The sequence below is a fragment of the Rhodopirellula sp. JB055 genome (assembly GCF_043100905.1).
Taxonomy (GTDB): domain Bacteria; phylum Planctomycetota; class Planctomycetia; order Pirellulales; family Pirellulaceae; genus Rhodopirellula.
On sequence record NZ_JBICHO010000635.1, the window covers coordinates 1 to 20,408 of the forward strand.

Sequence of the window (20,408 nt, forward strand, 5' to 3'; positions counted from 1 at the left end):
GGTCAGCGCATGAAAAACGCCAAGGCAACAAGCATGACTTGCTGCGTTGGCGAGATGAGTTTTCACGTGCCGCCGCTGACGGCACGATTCGAGGTCAGGAGCCCACCTTGGCTTTGGTGCGAGCCTCCCGCAGGCCACGGCTGAGGATATCTCGCAACATCGGCGAGTAATCTTCGTACTTGCTCTCGTCTGGAGCACCGCTGCTGAACTGGTAAATCGCGTCGCGTGGTTTAACTCCCAACGCGATCAGCGTGCTGCTGACGGTCGCGTAGTCGCCGTTGCGAATGACCATGCTGGGACGCCCCTGGCCGACTGGCGAACGTGCAAACACTTTGCTGGCCACGGCCAAGAACTTGACCGGTGAATCCAACGTTTGCAGGGTCAGAAGGCGGCGAGCCAACTGCACACGACCATCGTCAGGGTCGTTCAAGTTGCGAGCCCCGATGATGTTCAGGCCTTCTTGCAACTCAACGACTTCTTGACGCTCGTCGGCGTGAATCGCAAAACCAGCTTTGGCGTCGGCCAAGATGATGTTGCAACCTTCGTAGCGATTCTTGGCGAACTCAGCGTGGGCTTTTTCGAGTGCACGACGAGACGACGTGCATCGCAATAAGTCCATCGCCAACTGGCCACGAGACCGTTGACCAAACAAAGGCGTCGCGGGGGCGCGGTTGGTCAAACAAACAAACAACCCGTTTTGATTTACCCCCAACCATGTTCCACCGGCCTTTTGGTCGATCCCACACAAAACGCGTGGTTTACCGGATTGGATGGACGGCGTTTGGCTCGGGCGATCCACATACTCTTCGCGGTTAGCCGCAACGAGAATGGGACTTTCGGGAACCAAACGGTACTGAACAGCAAGCAAGCACATCTGGGAGACATCCAACTTTCAAAGATCGGTGATTTCCAGTCTCACGCACGTGATCTCTCGCCGATTGATCGGGGACCCCCCGGCGAGCCTGGTGCGATACACGTGGGAACAATGTAGCCACGCAAAATCCGCCACCACACCCCCTCATGGGTGGTTCCGACGATATTTCTCGGATCTGGTGGGGAGGGCGGCCGGTCAGAGAAGATCGACCGAAACCGGTGCTGTTTGCGGTTTAGGCGGACTAAATCGGGCCCTTCGCGGACGAGAAGGGCACGAGAAAGCGGTTTCAGACTCAGGACTTTCGAGCAGCGATTTCTGATTTCATGAACTCCAAGCCCTCTTTGGCGAGAGTCAGCTCGTCCGTGAACATCTTCCGCCAGATCTTCGTCGCAGCGGCGATTTCCGGCAGAGCCAACCCGAACGCTTCGATGGTCAGGTAACCGTCGTAGCCCGATTCGGCGATCGCGTCAAAGTTCTCCTTCCATTTCACGCCACCTTTCCCAGGCGTGCTGCGATCGTTCTCGCTGATGTGGATGTGGAACAGCTTGTCACCGCCAGCTTGAACCGCATCGGCGACCGATTTCTCTTCGATGTTGCTGTGGAATGTGTCGTACATGATCCCACAGGAGGGATGATCGACTTCGCGAGCAAAACGGGCGGAGTCAGCATGGCAGTTCAGGAGGTAGCACTCAAAACGGTTCAGAGCCTCGATGCCCAATTTCACGCCCACCTTCTCAGCGTATTCCGCGGTGGCTCGCATCGATTCGACGCCCCACTTCCATTCGTCTTCGGTGGGACCAGCACCGCTGAACAATCCGATCGCCGAGTGATACGGGCCGACCAAGATCTCGACTCCGGCGGCGGCACAGCAATCCAGCGTCTTCTTGTTCAGCTCAACGCCTTTGGCGCGAACCGCAGCATCTGGCGAGATTGGATTGTCCTCTTCACCACGGATCGTCACGGCGGTGCGACCCAGCCCGAGCTCATCGAGACGCTTGCCAATCTTGGCGTAGTCCAAATCGAGATTGAACATTGGCAATTCAACGCTGTCATATCCGATTCCTTTAAGCTGCTCGCAAACAGGCAACATTTCCTCGGTGACTTCGCCGGACCATAACAGCAGGTTCATGCCGTACTTCATGATGTTCTTCTCTACAGAGTTCTCGAAAGGGGAATTTCAACGGGGTTTCGCGTCTTCGGGCTTGCCAGGGGAAGCCAACGTCAGCTCAGGATACGCCATCGGGCGTCCTTCCGGGGCGAGCAAACGTGCGTGCTGCAGTCGCACCTCTTGGCGGGCACTTGGCAACCAATCGCGAACGGCGTCGGGCAATGCCACCAACCCAACTCGGGCCATGACCTGGTTCAGCCGCATCAGCAGTGTGTCGTCGGCCAAGTAATCGTACAAGAACCGGGTGGAAGCGAACCGCTGCAACGTCGCGGGAATTTTGTCGGTCGATTTGCCCGTGATTCGCTGCACCGCCAACGCCATTTCTTCCGTGGGGACTTCATCGAACAGTGCGTAATATCGCTCGCCAATCTCGGGATGGTCCTGGATCACATTCGAATCCAACAGCATCTCAATCAGAATGTGACCGACAAAACTGGGGCGAAACCCAGCGTCCCCGGGCAACAGGTCTCGCAACTGAACGGCAAACTCGAGGTTCATCCGGGCAAACGTTTCGCCCCCATGAACCCAGTGGTCGTCGTCTATGTGAGCCAACACACCGCGAGCGACTTGCTGAAGCACCGGATTGGCATCGTCGACAAACGGAGCCGCCAACCGTCCGCGAGCTCGAATCTTGCGATCGATCACCGACAAAAAATCGGGGATGCCCGTCGAAACCGCCATCACAGGATGTTCCAAGTAGGGAATGGCGTGACACAGAAAATTCATGAGCGGGTTGTCATCGATCGGCAATGGAAAGCGAACGGCACCATGAGCGAAGGCCGCCCGGCGATAAGTTCGGGATCGTCAACGCAATGTGCTGCCTGTCCCCTCAGAAGGCAACGATGCCGAGTTCCACTGTCCCAACCACTGCATCATCGACCACCGCAGGTCCGACTGATGCTTGGCGATCGCGTCGTTCAAACGGTCCGCCAGTCGAGCATTCTCTTTCTTCAGCCACAACCGGATCAGCGTGTCTTCGGCCAGGTTGCCAAGCTCTTCCGCAGCATCGCCACCCAGCTTGCTGATCCGTTCCACGTTGAAGCGATCCATTCGCACGTTGGCTTTTTCCACGTACACGTCCAACTGAATCGCAGGAGGCACCTCGCTGTAATCGGCAGACATGCCAATCACGAATTGGCATTCCAAGTTCACGTCCATCGTGCCATCGACGCTGATGCTGAATGCCTGCAGACCGAGATTCCAACGTTCCAAACGGGTGTGAAATTTGGCCGGGGTTTTCACGACCGCGTCGACCAGCCAACCGGCATTCCCGTTCGGCGTGGTGGAAGGGACAACCGATCGAATGGTGAGTGGGGATTTGGTCAGAGGCGATTGGGCTAGCATTCCCGAGGCTCCGAGGGGCAGGGTGGAAGGCCATGCCAATGCGGAAAACCGTCCGGCGTCAGCGGGTGCGCGGAGGTCATGCTCGGCCCTCCCAGAGGGAGGATGAAGTGTCGACTCGGCGGTCGAGATGGGGCGTTGGAGTTCAGCGAGTTCTGGCAACTTGATGTGGTAGCGGACCCAACGTCCGTGCCGAAGCTCTTTGCGACGTCGGTTGGTTTTCAGTTTCCAACCCTCGCGTCGGACTTTCACCCCCGCCCAAACCGATTTTGTCTTGCCCCAATCATCATCGCCGTCAAAGCGATCGGGAACATGTTTGAGAAGTTGATCCGCCAACCATTGAACCGATTGGCGAGCTTGATCGGGCGTCATTTCGACGCTGGTCGCCGGCATGCTCTGAGGCGAGACCTGCGGCGCGGTCAGCGGGACTTGCCCACTGCACCGCGCCCAACATCCAACCGAACCAGATGGCACAGCCGCCGACTCAGCCAGAGCGACGGCCATCACCACCGCGGGAATCAGCGATACACGACGCAGAAGTAAACGCCATCGCGACCGCGAGCCATCGCGGCTCCTGCCACTCGCATGTTGGGATCGCTGGTGTAACAAGCCGAGACTCCGGCGGGCGTGTGGGAACTGCTCCACCCGACACCCTCATAGCGTCCGGGGGCAAACGATCCCGACGGATGAGTTTTCAAACCCGTCGACGCCATCAACTGAGCGCGTCGTTCCGCGACCGCTTGCAATTGCGGATCATACGCAAGACCACGCAGTCCCTGTCGAGACCGTTGTGCATTCAAAGTCGACAAGACATTCGAAACCGCACCCCCACCACGTTGCGAGCTTGCGACCGAATGTGAGACCGGCACCACCGAAGGCTTGCTGGTTTGATGAATCACTTGACCAACGTGACTCACTCGACTGGCCGGAACGGATGGGTTGCCGTGAAACACCTGTGTTCCACCGACGACTGAACTTCCTTGGTGAACGACTTGGCCGTGTTGCACCGGCTGACTGGGTTGCCAAGCGTTTCCCACCGAAACGACTTTACCGGGAATCTGTGAATGCGTCACCACGCTTCGGTTCTGACCGCAGTTGGTGCAGCCCGATCCGGTTGGGATCGTCGTGCTCTGAACCACTCTGCCGTTGGCGGCCTTCGCTGCGGGCATGGTCGCCAACACCGAACCGCAGGTGATCCCACCGATCGCGATCCAGGCTGGCAAAAGCGGCAGGGACAACCGAGGCACGAAACCTCGCATGAGTTCCGCCAACGGGTTCAGTCCAAACGAACGGGATGCTTCAAACAATCGAGACATTCGACACTCCAAGAGAAAAGGAGCCGGCGGAGCCATTCCATGGTCCGAGAACAAGTCACATCCGTGTGCAGCACCGGCGAAATTCCGTCGCCGCGAACCATTGCGATTGCCTGCATCACGAAAAGCCCCTTTTCGAAAGAAAATGCTTCCGGGCACCATTTGCGACGACAGCCAACGACGGAAGTCACCATCCGTCCACCACTTAGAAATGAAGCCATCGCCAAAAGAAGTTTTCAATGTCTTTCGGGTGAGTCGAAACCACCTGTCAAACTGGGCAAACCTGTCGCACTGAAAGCAGGCCGGACCAAGGCTTCTAGCTTCTAGCTTCTAGCTTCTAGCTTCTAGCTTCTAGCTTCTAGCTTCTAGCTTCTAGCTTCTAGCTCGTGCTCGTGCTCGTGCTCGTGCTCGTGCTCGTGCTCGTGCTCGTGCTCGTGCTCGTGCTCGTGCGATTCCGAATCGGATCCAGGCTGGCAGCCTGGGCCACGAAGTGGTCACGGACGGTAGCCGGATTCGCCAGAATTCGGACAGCCAACCAGCGTGAACCTCTGAATTCTAGCGAATCCAGCTACGACCGCTTCTCCCCGCCTCGGTGAGCAGGTCCGAGCTCAAGCCACCTTTTTGCCGCCGGGGGCTCGCAGGTCGAACAACCCGAAGATCTCGTCGCGCGACAGACCACCGGCTTGGGACAGCGGCCCTGACTTCGCTGGCCCGTCGCCCGCCGCATTCTTGGACGCGTCACGCTGATCCGCAAAAAGCATGTCGAACATTTCGCGTTTCTGATCCAACACCGCGGCGATGCGCTGCTCGATCGTGTTGACCGCCATCATCCGAGTGACGGTCACGCTCCCCGCCGCGCCAATGCGGTGAGCTCGGTTGATGGCTTGATCTTCAATCGCAGGGTTCCACCAACGATCGAACAAGAACACGTACCGACAAAATTGCAGGTTCAATCCCACGCTGCCGGCACCGTAGCTCATCAAGATGATGTGGCTGTTCGGATCATTCTTGAACTGGTCGATCACACCTTCGCGTTTCTTGTGCGGGACCTTGCCGTGGTACTCCAACGGTCCGAACCGTTCGAGCGCCGGCCGCATCTTTTCAATCGTCTTGGTCCACTGGCTGAACAGAATTGCCTTCTGCCCGCTGGCGGCAACCTCTTCCATGTCGGCTTCGAGCCGCTGCAGTTTGGCGCTGGAATTGGTGACGGGATCAAAGTTGCAAATCTGTTTGAGCCGCAACACCAGTTCAAACACATGCTGCACCGTCAGCGCTTCCTCGAGTTCTTCGAGATGCACCACGCCTTCCTTTTCGGCCGTGTCGTAGCGAGCCCATTGTTCCGGCGTCAGATCCAGGTCCGCATCGCGGTACAGCTTGGGCGGCATGTCATCGAGCACCATGTCTTTGGTGCGACGCAAGATGTAGTCCCCCGCCATCCCAGCCATCTGCGACATGGGCATCCCCGTTTGCAGATACCCAGGCGAGAGAAAGTCGAAGATGCCGACCAAATCATCCGGCGAGTTTTCGACTGGCGTCCCGGTCAGCGCCCAAGATCTGGTTCGTGGAATCGCACGAATGATCTCGCTGGTGGTGTTGTTGCTGTTCTTGATCCGCTGAGCTTCGTCGAGCGCCACCAAGTCAAAGTGCAAACCGCTTTCGAGGACGATCTCTTTGTCACGCATCAACAATTCGTAGTTCGCAATCTTCACCGGCACATTGGGTTCGCGCCACTGGAACTCTCGTTTGGCCGCGTTGCCTTCGATCGCCACCACCGGAATCTCCGGCGCCCAAACGCTGAATTCGCGAAGCCAGTTGCTGACCAGCGGTTTGGGACAAACCAACAACACGCTGCGCAGTTCGCCGCTGCACAACAGCATCCGCATTGTGCTGATTGCTTGCATGGTTTTGCCCAGTCCCATTTCATCGGCCAGCACACAGGCGTACCGAGGAAACAGAAACGCGATTCCATCGAGCTGATAAGGAAACGGTTCGAACGGGAAATTCAATTGCCCGCTGCCGACCAACAAATCCAGTGGCGGTTGCAACAGGTAGTACAACCGATCTTGCAACTTCACGATGTCATTGGGCGGCTTGATCCGAGAACGTTTGCCTTTCGACTTGCGTCGTTTCTGAAGACCTTGGTCTTCCGTTTCGGAGTCGCTCTTTTCCTCCAAACCGATGGAACCCGCCACCGCATCAGCAGGCTTCTTCGCTGGTTTGGGAATCCACGACGCTGACTCGGGAAACAAAAACCCCGTCGTCTTGGCGACCAATGGCGGCAACTTGATCGGCACCCGCATTGGCTGCAGGGCTGGCAACGTCCACTCGTTGGTTTCCAATTCAAACGCCGTTGCCGCATCCCAACTGTTGGCACCATCGATCTCACACTGCATGGTGGGACGCGGTGCCGGAGTCGCCGCCGGATTGGCCACCGACGGGGTTGCATCAGCATTTAGTGCTGCGGGCTCGGACGCCTTGGAAGCGGGCGAGGAATCACCTGCGACCGGAGACGATTTTCGGAACCACACTACGCCGCCCTCGCGATTTGGGACTGAGCCTCTCGGATCGCTTCCCGGATCCGCTCGAAAGGTTCAATCACATCGGGGAAGTCACCCATCTGCTGTGTGATTTGCTGGGCGGCTTCCAATTGTTCCATTGCGACCAAGACGGAGGCACCACGAACTTTCATCGCGCAGTGACCATCCGGTTCTCGCGCGACGTATGCCTTGCCGTCGTTTTCAGGGGTGGCGACAAATCCAATCGTGCAACTGGCATCGGCCATCGGCAACGACTCGGTTTGCTCGCACATCAACATCGAGATCGGTGTCCGGCATTTCTTGAGCAGTGTCGGCCCGATCACATCACAGATCAGATGCTGACGCAGCGTGTTGCCAAACAAGATCTCGTGAGCCTTGGAAGGACGCAGCGGCAACGTGCACTGGAACTCCAGAGGCCGACCACCTCCATTGAGAACGAGCAATCCGCCCGTCCAACCGGTGCGTTCTTGTTGAACGATCGTGAAATAACCAAGCGTCGCAGGTGCCAATTTCGACTCCATCGTGGATTCGATCAGATGAATGTTTGAGTCAAGTCAGGAAAATCTTCGCGAGCGAACGGACACAATCGACATGCGGGTGTCGAATGCGTCCGCCCACTCGGCGAATGGACGATCGATCACGTCCCGGCTGGGTCGACGAACGAGCCTGGTGCATCTGCGGAAGATGCATCCGACTCGTTCGTCCCAGGACGAATCGATCGGTGATCAGGGAACGATGGCTTGAACCGTTTTGTCAGCAGACAGATCGACCAGAATTCCGTTTCTCAAACCGACGTTTGAATTCTGGTGACTTCCGTTGCGAATGCTCTCGTCACGGCTGTCTAGCGACGTGTCAACTGATTCCCTTGTGAAGCCAATTGGAGATGGCCATACAGCGTCTGGTCCTGTCGAACGAGATAGAACTTGGCCTTCGAACCGCGGCGAATATTCGGTTGGTCGAGAATCTCGGCCAAGTCTTCCAGTCCGGCGGTTTGCCAAACGTGAATCCCCAACAGAACGTCGCCTGCGGTGATCCCCTGTTCGCTGGCCGCTGAACCGGGCCGAACATCGGTGACAATCAAACCGCCACGGTAATTGGTTCGCAGTCGCGAATTCATGCGACGCACAAACGATTCGCCGGCCGGTCGGACCGAGACCCCCACGACTTGCCAAGCCAAAGCAGCGGCCGGGTCACCGAATTCCTGTGAGGACACGGAGGTCGCCAGTTGCGTTTGAAAGAACTCGCCATCGCGTTCGAATTCCACTTGCAACGGATCCCCTGGTCTCACTTCCAACATCGACAACGCGTAGTTCAAAGGGTCCGCAATGTCTTGTTGATTGAGTCGCACCAAGCGATCGCCTCGCTGCAGTCCCGCTTGTTGAGCGGATCCGCCTTCGGACAGCCGGGTCACTTGCAATCCACCACGCGTAACCGCCGTCCCATCCATCCCGATCACCATTCGGCGATTGTTGTGGCGATTGATCATTTCCGTCACGGTGTCGAGCACCTGATCAATCGGAATCGCAAACGCAATCTGCTGGGCTCCCACACGAACGGCCACGTTGACGCCGATCATTTCACCATCGATGTTCAACAGCGGACCGCCGGAGTTTCCTGGGTTGATCCCAGCACTCGTTTGAATCAGATCGCGGTACTGCTGTGTCTCGTTGACCGGCACATCCCGATGCAGAGCACTGATGATGCCTTCGGTGCTGGTGTGGACATAACCAAACGCGTTGCCGATGGCGATGACGGTTTCACCGATCATCAAATCATCGCTGTGACCACGTGGAATGGTCGGGAACGGGCCAGCGCCTCGCAGTTTCACCAACGCCAAATCGCTTTGGGGATCCGAGGCGATCAAATCCGCCCGAGTGGCTTCGCCATTGTGCAACGTCACGTTCAGTTCGTTGACATCTTCGACCACGTGATAGTTCGTGATCACATAGCCGCGTGGATCGATCACGACCCCCGTGCCCATGCCGTTGACCTGACGGAACGAATCCGGAGCCCCACCCGCCATGCTGGCCGCGGTGGTTCGAACGGTCTTTTGACCGTGCAAGTTCACCACCGAAGGCGACGCACGACGAATCGCGGTGACGGTAGGGGTTTCACGCAACGACCGCGATGACCGACCGGTCGAACGCATGTCGCGAACACTTGCGTCGGTGCTGCGATAGCTGGTCGCTGTCACACTCTGCAAGTCATCCGCTGACACCGAATCATTGTCGCCGATGCCAACGGTCAATCCCGCCAGCAATCCCATCGACAACAACACACCCAAAGATGGGGAACGATGCACCGACACGTCGTGACGTGAAGGCAAATGTTTTAGAAACCAACGCATGCAATCCCCGCACTCACGCAATCAAGCGGAAGTCATTGAAACGACCGGAACAACACGCCGCCAAAGCCACGCCCCGCCCCTGTGATGTCACTCGCCAGATCCGACAAAACGGAAGCAAGCGGAGTGACCGGTACGAGGGTTACCATCGGACATCGCCGCAAGGTCGCTTGATCAGTGACAGACCGCGCCGCAAGGTTTGCCAATCTTCACAATCGGCAGAAAATCCGAAATTTGATTGAAGCCGCGAACGGGATTCCACAGGGCAGGTTTGGCCCCAATCCCCACCGAGGTGATGCAGTTTCCAAGTGCTGTGTTGCCGTCGCTTCTTAAGAACCCCGCCCGCGAATTTTAAAGTTGCGTTTTTGCGTGAGGCATTGGGTTTTTCATGACCCGACGCGTCAGCGAGGCGAAGTCAACATCGTTTTTCCCTCGATGACGCTTCGGGTTTTGAAGTTGCGTTTTTGCGTGAGGCATTGGGTTTTTCATAACCCGACGCGTCAGCGAGGCGAAGCCAACATCGTTTTTCCCTCGCTGACGCTTCGGGTTATGAGAAAGCTGACGCTTCGGGTTTTGAGAAAAACGCAACTTCAACACCCGCGCAGGAGCTTGTGCAGTTTTGTTTCACTCTCCCAGGGGGAGGGTGATGAGAAACGCTTGGCAACACTGCACTTCAAAAGTGCACGACCACGCAGCGGGAGGAGTCGGAAAGCGAGTGTTCAGCGAGAATTTCCGGGGAGGGCAATCCGCGCCGTTTCCGACGCCCGGCCCTCACCCTCGCGTACGCCTGAACGGCGTCGCTCGACCGAGTGTATCGCTCTCCCCAAACGTCGTTTCGGGAGAGGTGCATCGTAGTGAAACCCGCTAAAACCCACCTCGATAAAACCGCACGACCTCCAACGCCCGAGGAAACTCAACGCCCGAGGAAACTCAACGATCGAGGAAACTCAGCGGGCCATCCGGAGGCACCACGCCCAACCGACGTTGCCGATCGGTCAACTCGGATGAGGAGGCTTTTGCAATCGGAAGGTCCACCTTGGGGAGTTCCTTCAACGCTTTGCCAGGATTGGCATCCAACCAAGCGTCCTCGAACAATTGCAACTGGCGCCGCAACGGTGGCGAATGGGGCGTCAACTCGACCGCTTTTCGCTGGGTCAAAATCGCAGCGGGCAAATTGCCCACGGCGTAATAACATCGACCACAGGTGTCCAGCAAAGCCTCGCTGCCGGGGCTCATCTCCAGCGATTCAATGCTTCGCTGGAGAGCTTTGTCGTAGTCGCCTTCCGTGTTGCTGACCAACCAAGCGTATTGGTTGTAGAAATTGGCCAGCAACAAATCGCGAATCGCGGTTTGGCGTCCAGGACGTCCGTTGCCGGTCTCGCGAAATGTTTGACGAGTTTCTTCAATGTCTTCGTCGATCTCCTCCAACACGGTTTCGATCTGACCGACCACGTCTTCCTTCCACTCGTCAGTCCACTCCATCCGATACATCGCGATCAAGATGTCGATGTTCTCGGGATTCATCGCAAACGCTGACTGCAATCGCTCGCTGGCATTCGTGTGATCGTCTCGGCTAGCGAGATCCAAACCGGCCTGAAAATCCAGGTGGCTGCGGAGTGCGGAGTAATCGAAATCATGGGCCATCAGCTTGTGGCGAAAGTCGTCGTCTTTCTCCATTCGTTCCACGAGCGGCTGCAACAAAGCGACCACCTCAGCAGGCTGCTGCAATTCCGACAAGTGTTCGGCAAGCTCCCACCGCGCGGTCGCCGAAGACACGTCGTGCAGCGGCAATTCGTCGATCAGTTTTCGATATTCATCTTCCGCCCAATCGGACAACCCGCGATCGATCAGGTCCGCTGCGATACGCAGGTGAGCGTCCGCGTGGCTTTCCTATAGAACCGGGTGCAGGGGAGCCTTCTCCGCGTCCTTTGAGTTCACCACAGGGTTCAGCATCAACGCCTGCTGGGCTCGTTCCGCCGCCAATTCAGGCTGCCCTGATTCCAGCAATGCTTCCGCCGAGGCATACAACAACGAAGGCGACTTTTCGAACAACGATCGATGCTTGGCATGAGCCGCTGTGATGACGTCGAACAACTTGTGATCGATGGCCCAGAGCGCTGTGTCCGTCAACTCTCGCGTGCGAGGCGGAATGACGTCGATGTGCTGCGTCAGAAATCGCGACACGTCGTCCTCTTGGGCCATCACGCGAGCCCGCTCGGCATTCAACCAAGTCAATCGAAACAACTCATCGCCGCTGATCATCGCGCCCGCAGCCAACTTGCCACCGGCCACATCATGCTGCGATGCCCGGTCGTCAATTTCCCAACTCGATTCCATTTGCTCGATCAGTTCGCTCCACCCATCCGCTTCGAATCGTCCGGATTCCAACTCCTTGGCGTACTGCCTCATCCACAAACCACTGAACTGCGTGTCCTTGGCAAACACTTGTTGCAGATGCGTCACCATCAGCGAACGGTCGTGGGAACTCAGTCCCAACCAGCGATCGCGATTCGCACCCAGTCCCTGTTCGGATTCAGCAGGCTGTTCCAATCCAGCGGCACGGCCAGCGTCGCTTGGTGCCCATCCGGATTGTCGCTCCAAAGTGGCTCTGACCGGCTGAGCGAGCAAAGCCATCGCGGCAAAGCGGCTGAGCGTTGGCTCGGCTTCGTAACGCGTCAAGCGAACGAGCGCGGGAAACGATTCCATCGTCGGCAGTGCGGCCAGTTGACCGATCCGCTGACGCCGCGCCATGACAGAACGCGAGCCGTACTCATCCAGGATTTCTTGAACGATTGGCGAATCCGTGTTGACCGACCAAGGCACCTCAACACCGCTGGTCAGTTTGCGAGCCACAATCGCAATCTCGCTGTCGGGATGCTTGCGAGCCTGGCGCAACGCATCAAATGCGGCCAAACCAATTCGCGCCAATCGCTGACGACAACGAATTCGCGTGGCGTAACTTTCCGATCCCAATCCTTCGATCAGCGCTGCCACTTCTTCGTCGTCGACGACCGGAACGGTGCGAAGCCATTCGCTGTCAGCCATCGCGACGGGGATCAACAAAGCCCCCCCAACAGGAAGACGCATCCCAGCCATCAGGCTGAAGAGAACGCTGAGAACCAAGCAGCCCAATACACTTTTCGCCAGCTTGGACGAGGGATTTTGGATTCGCATCGAGAGGACTTCGTGTGAACGAGAGAACCGGTCCAAAAAAATTGCATTCCGAATTGTAGCAACCTGGGACGCCCACACACGTTTCACAGCGGTGACATTCCTCAGCAAACACTTCACGATCAATCCGACGCTTCAACGTTTTGTTTGATTCCACCGGTGCAGACAATTAAGCTGCAACGGTCTGTTGTTGAACCATCCGCTCTTCCGTCACAGGGTCCCCGTCGCGATGAAGATTCGCTTTGCCTCGCCACTTTTCCTTTTCGCCTTGGCGATTGGCTTCCTGAGCACCCCCCAGACCAACACCGCCTCCGCCCAATCTGCCGTGCTGGCGGAAATCTACGGTCGAGGCGTTCATGCCTACAACGCTGGCAACCACAGCAAGGCATATGAACTGCTCTCGATGGCGATCGACAACAACATCCGTGATCCACGGGCGTATTACTTCCGCGGACTGGCCGCCAGTGCCAGCGGAATGGGAGACGCGGTAGTTGATTGGCAAATGGGTGCCGAACTGGAAGCTCGCAGCGGTGACGCTCGATCGATCGGTCGCGCTTTGTCTCGCATTCAGGGTTCTCAGCGTTTGAAACTCGAAGCGATTCGCGAAAAAGCTCGCTTGCAAGCTCTCGCAACCGGCGCCGCTCGCTCGGCGATCCGCGCCAATGAATTGTCTCAGGGTGGCCAATCCGCGGCAGCCCCTGGTGCCCCGGCGATGCAACGTGGTGCCACGCCGCCACCTGCTCCCGCCACCGATGACAACCCATTCGCAGACGATTTGGCAGCAGAAGAGCCCGTCGTTGAATCCAACGACGCACTCGAAGGCGCGATGGACACCCCCTTGGCCACCGAAGCGGCCCCCGCGGACGCACCAGCGGCCCCGGCCGACAATGGTACCAGCCCGTTTGATGGCGGAGCTGCTCCAGACGATCCATTCGCTCCCGCAGGCGGTGACGACCCGTTCGCCCCAGCCGGCGATGACGATCCATTCGGATTCTGATTGGCGATTCCAATCAGGACACGGATCGAAAAGGCACGCGAGATTGAATCGCGTGCCTGACGTCCCTTTGATCCAGCTCCCCCTCGTGGTCCGCCAAACTTTAAAAGTTAGGTTTGATCGCAGTGGACGAGGCGACGAGTCCTCCGTTTTGACGCCAGCTCAGGACTCGTCGCCTCGGCCACTACCCTAAAAACAAGTCGTTCCAGACCACTCGATTCATTGTTCCCACAGCGATTCAACGACCTTAAAGTGTGTTCCTCCGAGCACCTTTCCTCCCAACGGTCGCGAATCCTGTGTCTCCTACCATTGAATCCATTTGCCAATCTCTGTCCTCCATCGCTCCATTGAAGCTGGCGGAGGATTGGGACAACGTTGGTCTGCTGCTGGGAGACCGTTCGGCGGAAGCCCATCGGATCCTGACCTGCCTGACGATCACCCCAGCCGTCGTGGAAGAAGCGACCGAGTTGGCGGTGGACTTGATCGTCACTCACCATCCGCTGCCATTCAAGCCAATGGCCCGGATCACGACCGATTCCGCCGCATCCGCGATGGTTTGGAATCTGTGCCGGGCCGGAATCGCCGTCTACAGCGCCCACACCGCCTACGATTCCGCTCACAACGGCATCAACGAACAGTGGGCAAACCGTCTTGGCCTGACTTCGATCAAGCCGTTGACGCCGTCGATGGACGACGACACCGTCGGATCCGGCCGCTACGGTGATCTGCCAGACCCCATGACGGCGAGAGAGTTTTTATCCTTTGCTGCAAATTCATGTGGTTCCACCCGCCCGCGTTTGGTGGGTGATTTCGAGCACCCCATCCGGCGAGTTGCGATCGGATGCGGAAGCGGAGGCACCTTTGTCGGCGCCGCCCGCCGCCGCGGATGCGACGTCCTGCTGACCGGGGAAGCCACGCTCCACACGTGTTTAGAAGCGGAAAACACGGGATTAACGATGGCGTTGGTCGGCCATCACGCCAGCGAACGCTTCGCCATGGAAACGCTGGCTGAACAACTTCTGCAGGAGATCCAACCGCTGCACGAAACCTTCGCCGGCGATCAAGACGCGTCGCCTCCTGACCCGACGGGCAATTGGGTCCGTAGTAGCCAACGCGAACGAGATCCGATCGCAGTTGACCCAATTTCCCTGAACCCGTAACGTTGGAAGTTGGCATGGTTTACGTAAGCCGCACGCTTTCACCCCCCCAATCGCACTGATTTGATCTTTTATGTCCATCCTGGAACGTCTTTGGGACCTCCTTGGCCTCGTCTTCGGTAGCACGTTTGAGCGTGTCGGCAGCTTGGCCACCAGTGTGTTTGGGTCCGCCAATGCCCGCCAAGTCGCGAAATTGCAGGAATCTGCCGACCGAATCACGGCGATGGAACCCAAGTTCGCGGCCATGTCCGACGACGAACTGCGCGAACAAACCAAGCTGTTCCGCAAACGCCTCCGCGAAGGCGAAACGCTCGACGACATCATGGAAGAAGCCTTCGCCGTTTGTCGCGAAGGCGGCAAGCGTTTCTTGGGCATGCGTCATTACGACGTCCAGTTGATCGGGGGCATGGTGCTGCACTCCGGTGCGATCGCCGAAATGGTCACCGGGGAAGGAAAAACTCTGGTCGCCACCCTGCCTGCCTACCTGAACGCTCTCGAAGCCAAAGGTGTTCACGTCATCACGGTCAATGACTACTTGGCCCGTCGTGACATGGAGTGGATGGCTCCGCTGTACATGAATCTCGGCCTGACCGTCGATGCGATCCAGTCCGGCATGTCGACCAGCGAAAAACAAGCCGCCTACCAGTGCGACATCACGTACGGAACCAACAACGAATTCGGCTTCGATTACCTGCGCGACAACATGCGTCCGGCGGCCAAGGGCGACGATCGCTTCCCCAGCGAAGTGCAACAATGCCAAGGCCCGCTGAACTACGCCATCATCGACGAAGTTGACAACATTCTGATCGACGAAGCTCGGACACCACTGATCATCAGCGGACCGGCCGACTTGGATTTGGGACGCTATAGCGAAGCCGACCGCGTTGCTCGTCAACTGAAAAAAGAAGAACACTTCACCGTCGATGAAAAACAACACAACGTCACATTGACCGATGAAGGCGTCCGTGCTGCGGAAGAATTGGCCGGCGTGGAAAGCTTCTACACCGCGGGCAACATGGAATGGCCGCACCTGATCGACAACGCGTTGAAAGCTCACTACCTGTACAAGTTGGACGTCAACTATGTCGTTAAAGACAAACAGGTTGTCATCGTCGATGAGTTCACCGGCCGCTTGATGGACGGTCGCCAATGGAGCGACGGTTTGCACCAAGCCGTCGAAGCCAAAGAAGGCGTGCCGATCAAGCAAGAAACGCAAACGTTCGCCACCGCTTCCCTGCAAAACATCTTCAAGATGTACAAGAAGCTGTCCGGGATGACCGGGACGGCAATGACCGAAGCGGATGAATTCTGGAAGATCTACAAACTCGACGTGGTCGCAATCCCCACGCACCGTGGACTGCAACGGATCGAGCATCCCGATTTGATTTACTTGACCGAAAAGGACAAGTTCAAAGCCATCGCCGACGATGTCGAACGCACTCATAAATGGGATGTGTTGGTACTGAAAGACGGCACCGAGATCTGGGGCAACATCAAATCCGAAACCGATTCCGTCGTGGAACTGCTGCCCAAAGGCGAGAAGCAAACGGAATCGTTCTCCCGTGAAAAAATCGTGTCGATTGAACGCGCCGGTCGTCCCGTTCTGGTGGGTACCGTCAGCATCGAGAAGAGCGAACGCTTGTCAGCACTGCTGGAACGCCGCGGCATCAAACACGACGTCCTGAACGCGAAACAGCACGGCCGAGAAGCCGACATCGTTTCGCAAGCCGGCCGTATCGGCGCCGTCACAATCGCCACGAACATGGCCGGTCGTGGTACCGACATTATCTTGGGCGGTAACCCCGAAACACTGGCCTGGGCACAACTGCAACACAAATACCCGACTCGTTTGGAAGTGCCGGACGAAGAATGGAAAGCCCTCGTTGATGAGATCGACGAGCGTGAAAACATGAGTGCCGAAGGCAAGATCGTTCGCGATATCGGCGGTCTGTATGTGCTCGGCACCGAGCGTCACGAATCACGCCGAATTGACTTGCAGCTTCGCGGTCGTTGCGGTCGTCAAGGCGACCCCGGTGGCAGCCGATTCTTCTTGTCTCTCGAAGACGATTTGATGCGGATCTTTGCTGGCGACTTCGTCAAAAGCATGATGGAACGCATGGGCATGAAAGAAGGCGAAGCCATCGAATCCTCGCTGGTCACCCGCCGAATCGCAGCTGCTCAAAAGAAGGTCGAAGAACGCAACTTCGAAATTCGGAAGAGCCTGCTCGAGTACGACGAAGTGATGGACGAACAACGCAAACGCGTTTATCGCTATCGCCAAAACCTGCTCGACGGACACAGCTCCCGCGAGATGTTGTTGACGCTGATTCACAACGAAATCCAATCGCACGTCGACACGTTCTTGGACCCCAACTACGGCGTGGAAACCTTTGCCACGTTCGCCGGCGGAAAGTTGGGTTGCCAACTCGATGCACGCGATTTCCTGAACATGGATTTCGAAATGGCGGACACCTACGCGAAGGATCAAGCCGAACGTGCTTCCGAAGTCACCGTCGCCGAAGCCGTGGAAGAAAACCTTCCCGAAACGATGGAAGACGAGTGGAACTGGAAAGCGATGGCGACGTGGGCCAACACGCGTCTGAACACGAACTACCAAGACCATCAACTGAAGAACAAAGACCGCGAGGAGATGATCGACGAATTGATCGCTCACGCGCACAAGCAAATCGAAGAGACGGATCTGACCGAAGGCGAACCATTGCTGGAAGCCGACTACGGTCTGCGAGTCCTGTGTGCCTGGATGCGTCACAAATTCGGAATCGAAACGACCCCGGAAGAATTCCGCGACATCGAAGACCGTCGCCAGGTCACCGAAGAACTCAACCGCCGCGCCGAAGCCGCTTACACGGAAAAGGAAGCGGAGTACCCCGTCCTCACCGGCATCTCGCGATTCACCGACAAACAAGGTGCCCAGGTTTCGCTCGACCGCGAAGGCCTGGTCGATTGGGTGCACGGCCGTTTCAACCACGAACTCAGCGTCGATGAGGTCAAACTGAACCGCGATGACTTGAAGGTTCAATTGATTCAGTACAGCAAGCAAACGGCCAGTGCCTCAGGCAAAATGCTGGAAGAAGCTGCCGCCAAAGTCCAGGACCTCTTTGGTAGCGCCGACGACGATGTGACCGCGTCACTCGCCAGCGGACAAACTGGAAAGCTGGAAGCCCTCGCGACCTGGTTGCAAGAAGAACTCGGCAACCGCAACACCGCCGAAGACCTCTCGCGAATGAACCGGGCCGAGCTGACTTTGGCCGTCAACGGTGCTGTCGACGACAAATTCCACCCCGAAATGCGACGGATGGAACGTCAAATTTTGCTGAACATCGTCGACGACTCGTGGAAGAACCACTTGTTGACGATGGACCATTTGCGCAGCAGCGTCGGATTGAAGGGCTACGCCCAAATGGATCCGAAGGTCGAATACAAACGCGAAGGCATGCGTCTGTTTGAATCCATGTGGGATTCGATTGGCGAACGCGTGACCGACTTGATCTTCCGCATGGAGTCTTTTAACGATGACTTCATTCGCAGCACTTGGGTCGACGCGAGAACACGTCATGACGATGCCCATGAAGCGGGCCGCGCCGCTCAGCAAGCTGCCCAAATGGAATCCAACACCGCCGCCCAACGCGCCGCCGCGGGAAGCGAAAAACGAGCCGACAGCAGCGTCGATACCGTCCGAGTCGAAGAGCCTCGGATCGGTCGAAACGCACCGTGCCCCTGTGGCAGCGGCAAGAAGTACAAAAGTTGCTGCATGCGTCGCGACGGTTGATCCAACCAAGTGATAGGCTTCCAACCTGTGAAGTAGAAGCAAGGATTCGATGCGGTCCCTCGCTCACCGGCCTGTTGATTGCATCCTAACCCGAAGCGTCAGCGAGGGAAAAACGATGTTGACTTCGCCCCGCTGACACGTCGGGTTATGAAAAAACCAATGCCTCACGCAAAAGCGCAACTTCAAAAAGCGTGATCGAAGGACCTCCTGCCATCGCGACAAACCTGTGGTCCCTCGCACACGCTTCGGGTTGTGAACACGAACCGACAACAACGTTCCACTCCTGCCAAGGAAGGCAACCATGTGGCTCAACCTCGCTTACGCTACTGCTCTGACCGCGGTCTCGCCGCTGGTTCTGCACCGAATGATCCGCCACGGTCGCTATCGCCGTGGCATCGGGCAAAAACTATTCGGTCTGTCGCCCGATCAAGCCGCCAAAATTCGCGGTGATGCCGAGCGAACGATTTGGCTGCACGCCGTCAGTGTCGGCGAGGTCAACTTGCTTCCTGAGTTGGTTCATCGGCTTGAGAAACAACCCCCCGAAATCGCTCTCGCGATCAGTTCGTCCACCTACACCGGGTATGACCTCGCTCGCAAGCATTTCGGTGAAGAACGTGTTTTCTTCTGCCCCCTCGATTTCACCTGGGCCGTCCGCCGCACGTTGAAAAACCTTGCCTGCGAAAAGCTGGTGCTGGCCGAACTTGAACTGTGGCCCCACCTGATTCGCTGTGCCAAAGAAGCGAACTGTTCCGTCCAAGTCATCAACGGTCGGCTCAGCGAAACCAGCGCGGGACGCTACCAACAATTCGCGAAACTTCTGCGGTCGACGTTTGCACGCTTGGATTCCGTCGGTTGCCAGGACTCATCGGCGGCGGAGCGTTTTGTGGCCTGCGGAGTCGCGTCCGAAAACGTCACCGTCACAGGGTCTCTGAAATTCGACAACGCTCCTCGCTCACGTGACACGACCGAAGTCAACGAACGGATCAACTGGTCGGGGATGGATCCATGGCACCGAGTGTGGTGTTTCGGCAGCTCCCAAGCGGGCGAAGAAGCGATGGCACTTCGGGTTTATGACCGCCTTCGATCCCAGCACCCAGAACTACGATTGATTCTGGTACCACGTCACGTGGAACGGTTCGATGAAGTCGCCCATCTGATTGAGTCTCGTGGTTTGTCCCCCATCCGCCGCAGTCGTGACGACAGCCAATACGCTGATCAATGGGACTCCAACGAAGTCATTCTGATCGACACCATCGGCGAACTTCGTCACTGGTGGGGCGTCGGTCAAATCGCAACGGTGGGAGGCAGCTTCGGTGATCGCGGCGGCCAAAACATGCTCGAACCGGCCGGTTATGGCTGTGCCGTTTCCTTTGGTCCCAACACCAAGAACTTCGACACGATTGCCAAGCAATTGATCGCCGCCGACGCCGCTGTTCGAGTCGGTGATGAACAGGAACTCGAACAGTTCGTCGCCCGCTGTTTGACCGACGTTCCCGCCGCCGATTCGCTCGGCCAAGCCGCTCGCGAGTTGGTCAACCAACACCGGGGCGCGTATCAAAAGACGCTGGAAATGTTGCTCCCCAAGAATAGCACACCGCTTCAACGAGCCGCCTAGTGGTCGCCCAATGCCGGCGTCTCAAGTTCGCTCGCCACCGACAGCGCGAAGCATCGCGGCTTGTCGACCATTCGACTTCACAACCCGACGCGTCAGCGAGGGAC

Annotated in this window: 14 protein-coding genes; 4 read left to right on the plus strand and 10 right to left on the minus strand. The window is 57.4% G+C overall.

Going from position 1 to position 20,408, the window contains the following annotated elements; all coding sequences use genetic code 11:
* Positions 1-94: 94 nt before the first annotated feature.
* The 10 genes from ACF8AM_RS24610 to ACF8AM_RS24655 form a co-directional block, all read right to left on the minus strand.
* Positions 95-874, minus strand: coding sequence for an NRDE family protein (locus ACF8AM_RS24610; protein ID WP_392558204.1), 780 nt, complete (start codon positions 872-874; stop codon positions 95-97).
* 292 nt (positions 875-1,166) lie between these two features.
* Positions 1,167-2,015, minus strand: a complete 849-nt coding sequence (locus ACF8AM_RS24615) for a sugar phosphate isomerase/epimerase family protein (RefSeq protein ID WP_392558192.1) — start codon at positions 2,013-2,015, stop codon at positions 1,167-1,169.
* A gap of 36 nt (positions 2,016-2,051) precedes the next feature.
* Complete coding sequence (locus ACF8AM_RS24620; protein ID WP_392558193.1) at positions 2,052-2,768, minus strand: hypothetical protein; 717 nt, start codon at positions 2,766-2,768, stop codon at positions 2,052-2,054.
* Positions 2,769-2,846: 78 nt separating this feature from the next.
* Positions 2,847-3,893 carry a hypothetical protein gene (locus tag ACF8AM_RS24625; RefSeq protein WP_392558194.1) on the minus strand — a complete coding sequence of 349 codons (1,047 nt, stop codon included), beginning with the start codon at positions 3,891-3,893 and terminating at the stop codon, positions 2,847-2,849.
* Between the two features lie 8 nt (positions 3,894-3,901).
* Positions 3,902-4,699, minus strand: a complete 798-nt coding sequence (locus ACF8AM_RS24630; protein ID WP_392558195.1) for a CAP domain-containing protein — start codon at positions 4,697-4,699, stop codon at positions 3,902-3,904.
* A 605-nt stretch (positions 4,700-5,304) separates the two neighbouring features.
* Positions 5,305-7,224, minus strand: a complete 1,920-nt coding sequence (locus ACF8AM_RS24635) for a DEAD/DEAH box helicase (protein WP_392558196.1) — start codon at positions 7,222-7,224, stop codon at positions 5,305-5,307.
* Positions 7,224-7,754: a hypothetical protein gene (locus ACF8AM_RS24640; protein WP_392558197.1), complete on the minus strand. Its 531-nt coding sequence runs from the start codon at positions 7,752-7,754 to the stop codon at positions 7,224-7,226. The genes ACF8AM_RS24635 and ACF8AM_RS24640 overlap by 1 nt, the downstream gene beginning before the upstream one ends.
* 320 nt (positions 7,755-8,074) lie before the next feature.
* Complete coding sequence (locus tag ACF8AM_RS24645; protein ID WP_392558205.1) at positions 8,075-9,517, minus strand: trypsin-like peptidase domain-containing protein; 1,443 nt, start codon at positions 9,515-9,517, stop codon at positions 8,075-8,077.
* A 990-nt stretch (positions 9,518-10,507) separates the two neighbouring features.
* Positions 10,508-11,413 (minus strand): tetratricopeptide repeat protein, encoded by a 906-nt coding sequence (locus ACF8AM_RS24650; RefSeq protein ID WP_392558198.1) that lies wholly within the window; start codon positions 11,411-11,413, stop codon positions 10,508-10,510.
* Positions 11,414-11,467: 54 nt separating this feature from the next.
* Positions 11,468-12,751 (minus strand): hypothetical protein, encoded by a 1,284-nt coding sequence (locus tag ACF8AM_RS24655; RefSeq protein ID WP_392558199.1) that lies wholly within the window; start codon positions 12,749-12,751, stop codon positions 11,468-11,470.
* A gap of 226 nt (positions 12,752-12,977) precedes the next feature.
* On the opposite strand from ACF8AM_RS24655, the gene ACF8AM_RS24660 reads away from it, so the two are divergent.
* The 4 genes from ACF8AM_RS24660 (at position 12,978) to ACF8AM_RS24675 (ending at position 20,304) form a co-directional block, all read left to right on the plus strand.
* On the plus strand, positions 12,978-13,745 hold the full coding sequence (locus tag ACF8AM_RS24660; RefSeq protein ID WP_392558200.1) for a hypothetical protein: 768 nt from the start codon (positions 12,978-12,980) through the stop codon (positions 13,743-13,745).
* Positions 13,746-14,038: 293 nt separating this feature from the next.
* Positions 14,039-14,902, plus strand: coding sequence for a Nif3-like dinuclear metal center hexameric protein (locus ACF8AM_RS24665; protein WP_392558201.1), 864 nt, complete (start codon positions 14,039-14,041; stop codon positions 14,900-14,902).
* Between the two features lie 70 nt (positions 14,903-14,972).
* Complete coding sequence (secA, locus tag ACF8AM_RS24670; RefSeq protein ID WP_392558202.1) at positions 14,973-18,689, plus strand: preprotein translocase subunit SecA; 3,717 nt, start codon at positions 14,973-14,975, stop codon at positions 18,687-18,689.
* Positions 18,690-18,990: 301 nt separating this feature from the next.
* Entirely contained in the window at positions 18,991-20,304 is a 1,314-nt protein-coding gene (locus ACF8AM_RS24675; protein ID WP_392558203.1) for a 3-deoxy-D-manno-octulosonic acid transferase, read from the plus strand.
* Positions 20,305-20,408 lie beyond the last annotated feature (104 nt).

What these genes read in the sequence shown, in the direction of transcription:
- ACF8AM_RS24620 (WP_392558193.1), bottom strand. Translation starts at nt 2,768, where the DNA reads ATGAATTTTCTGTGTCACGCCATTCCCTACTTGGAACATCCTGTGATG.
- ACF8AM_RS24610 (WP_392558204.1), bottom strand. Translation starts at nt 874, where the DNA reads ATGTGCTTGCTTGCTGTTCAGTACCGTTTGGTTCCCGAAAGTCCCATT.
- ACF8AM_RS24640 (WP_392558197.1), bottom strand. Translation starts at nt 7,754, where the DNA reads ATGGAGTCGAAATTGGCACCTGCGACGCTTGGTTATTTCACGATCGTT.
- ACF8AM_RS24675 (WP_392558203.1), top strand. Translation starts at nt 18,991, where the DNA reads ATGTGGCTCAACCTCGCTTACGCTACTGCTCTGACCGCGGTCTCGCCG.
- ACF8AM_RS24630 (WP_392558195.1), bottom strand. Translation starts at nt 4,699, where the DNA reads ATGTCTCGATTGTTTGAAGCATCCCGTTCGTTTGGACTGAACCCGTTG.
- ACF8AM_RS24615 (WP_392558192.1), bottom strand. Translation starts at nt 2,015, where the DNA reads ATGAAGTACGGCATGAACCTGCTGTTATGGTCCGGCGAAGTCACCGAG.
- secA (WP_392558202.1), top strand. Translation starts at nt 14,973, where the DNA reads ATGTCCATCCTGGAACGTCTTTGGGACCTCCTTGGCCTCGTCTTCGGT.
- ACF8AM_RS24655 (WP_392558199.1), bottom strand. Translation starts at nt 12,751, where the DNA reads ATGCGAATCCAAAATCCCTCGTCCAAGCTGGCGAAAAGTGTATTGGGC.
- ACF8AM_RS24660 (WP_392558200.1), top strand. Translation starts at nt 12,978, where the DNA reads ATGAAGATTCGCTTTGCCTCGCCACTTTTCCTTTTCGCCTTGGCGATT.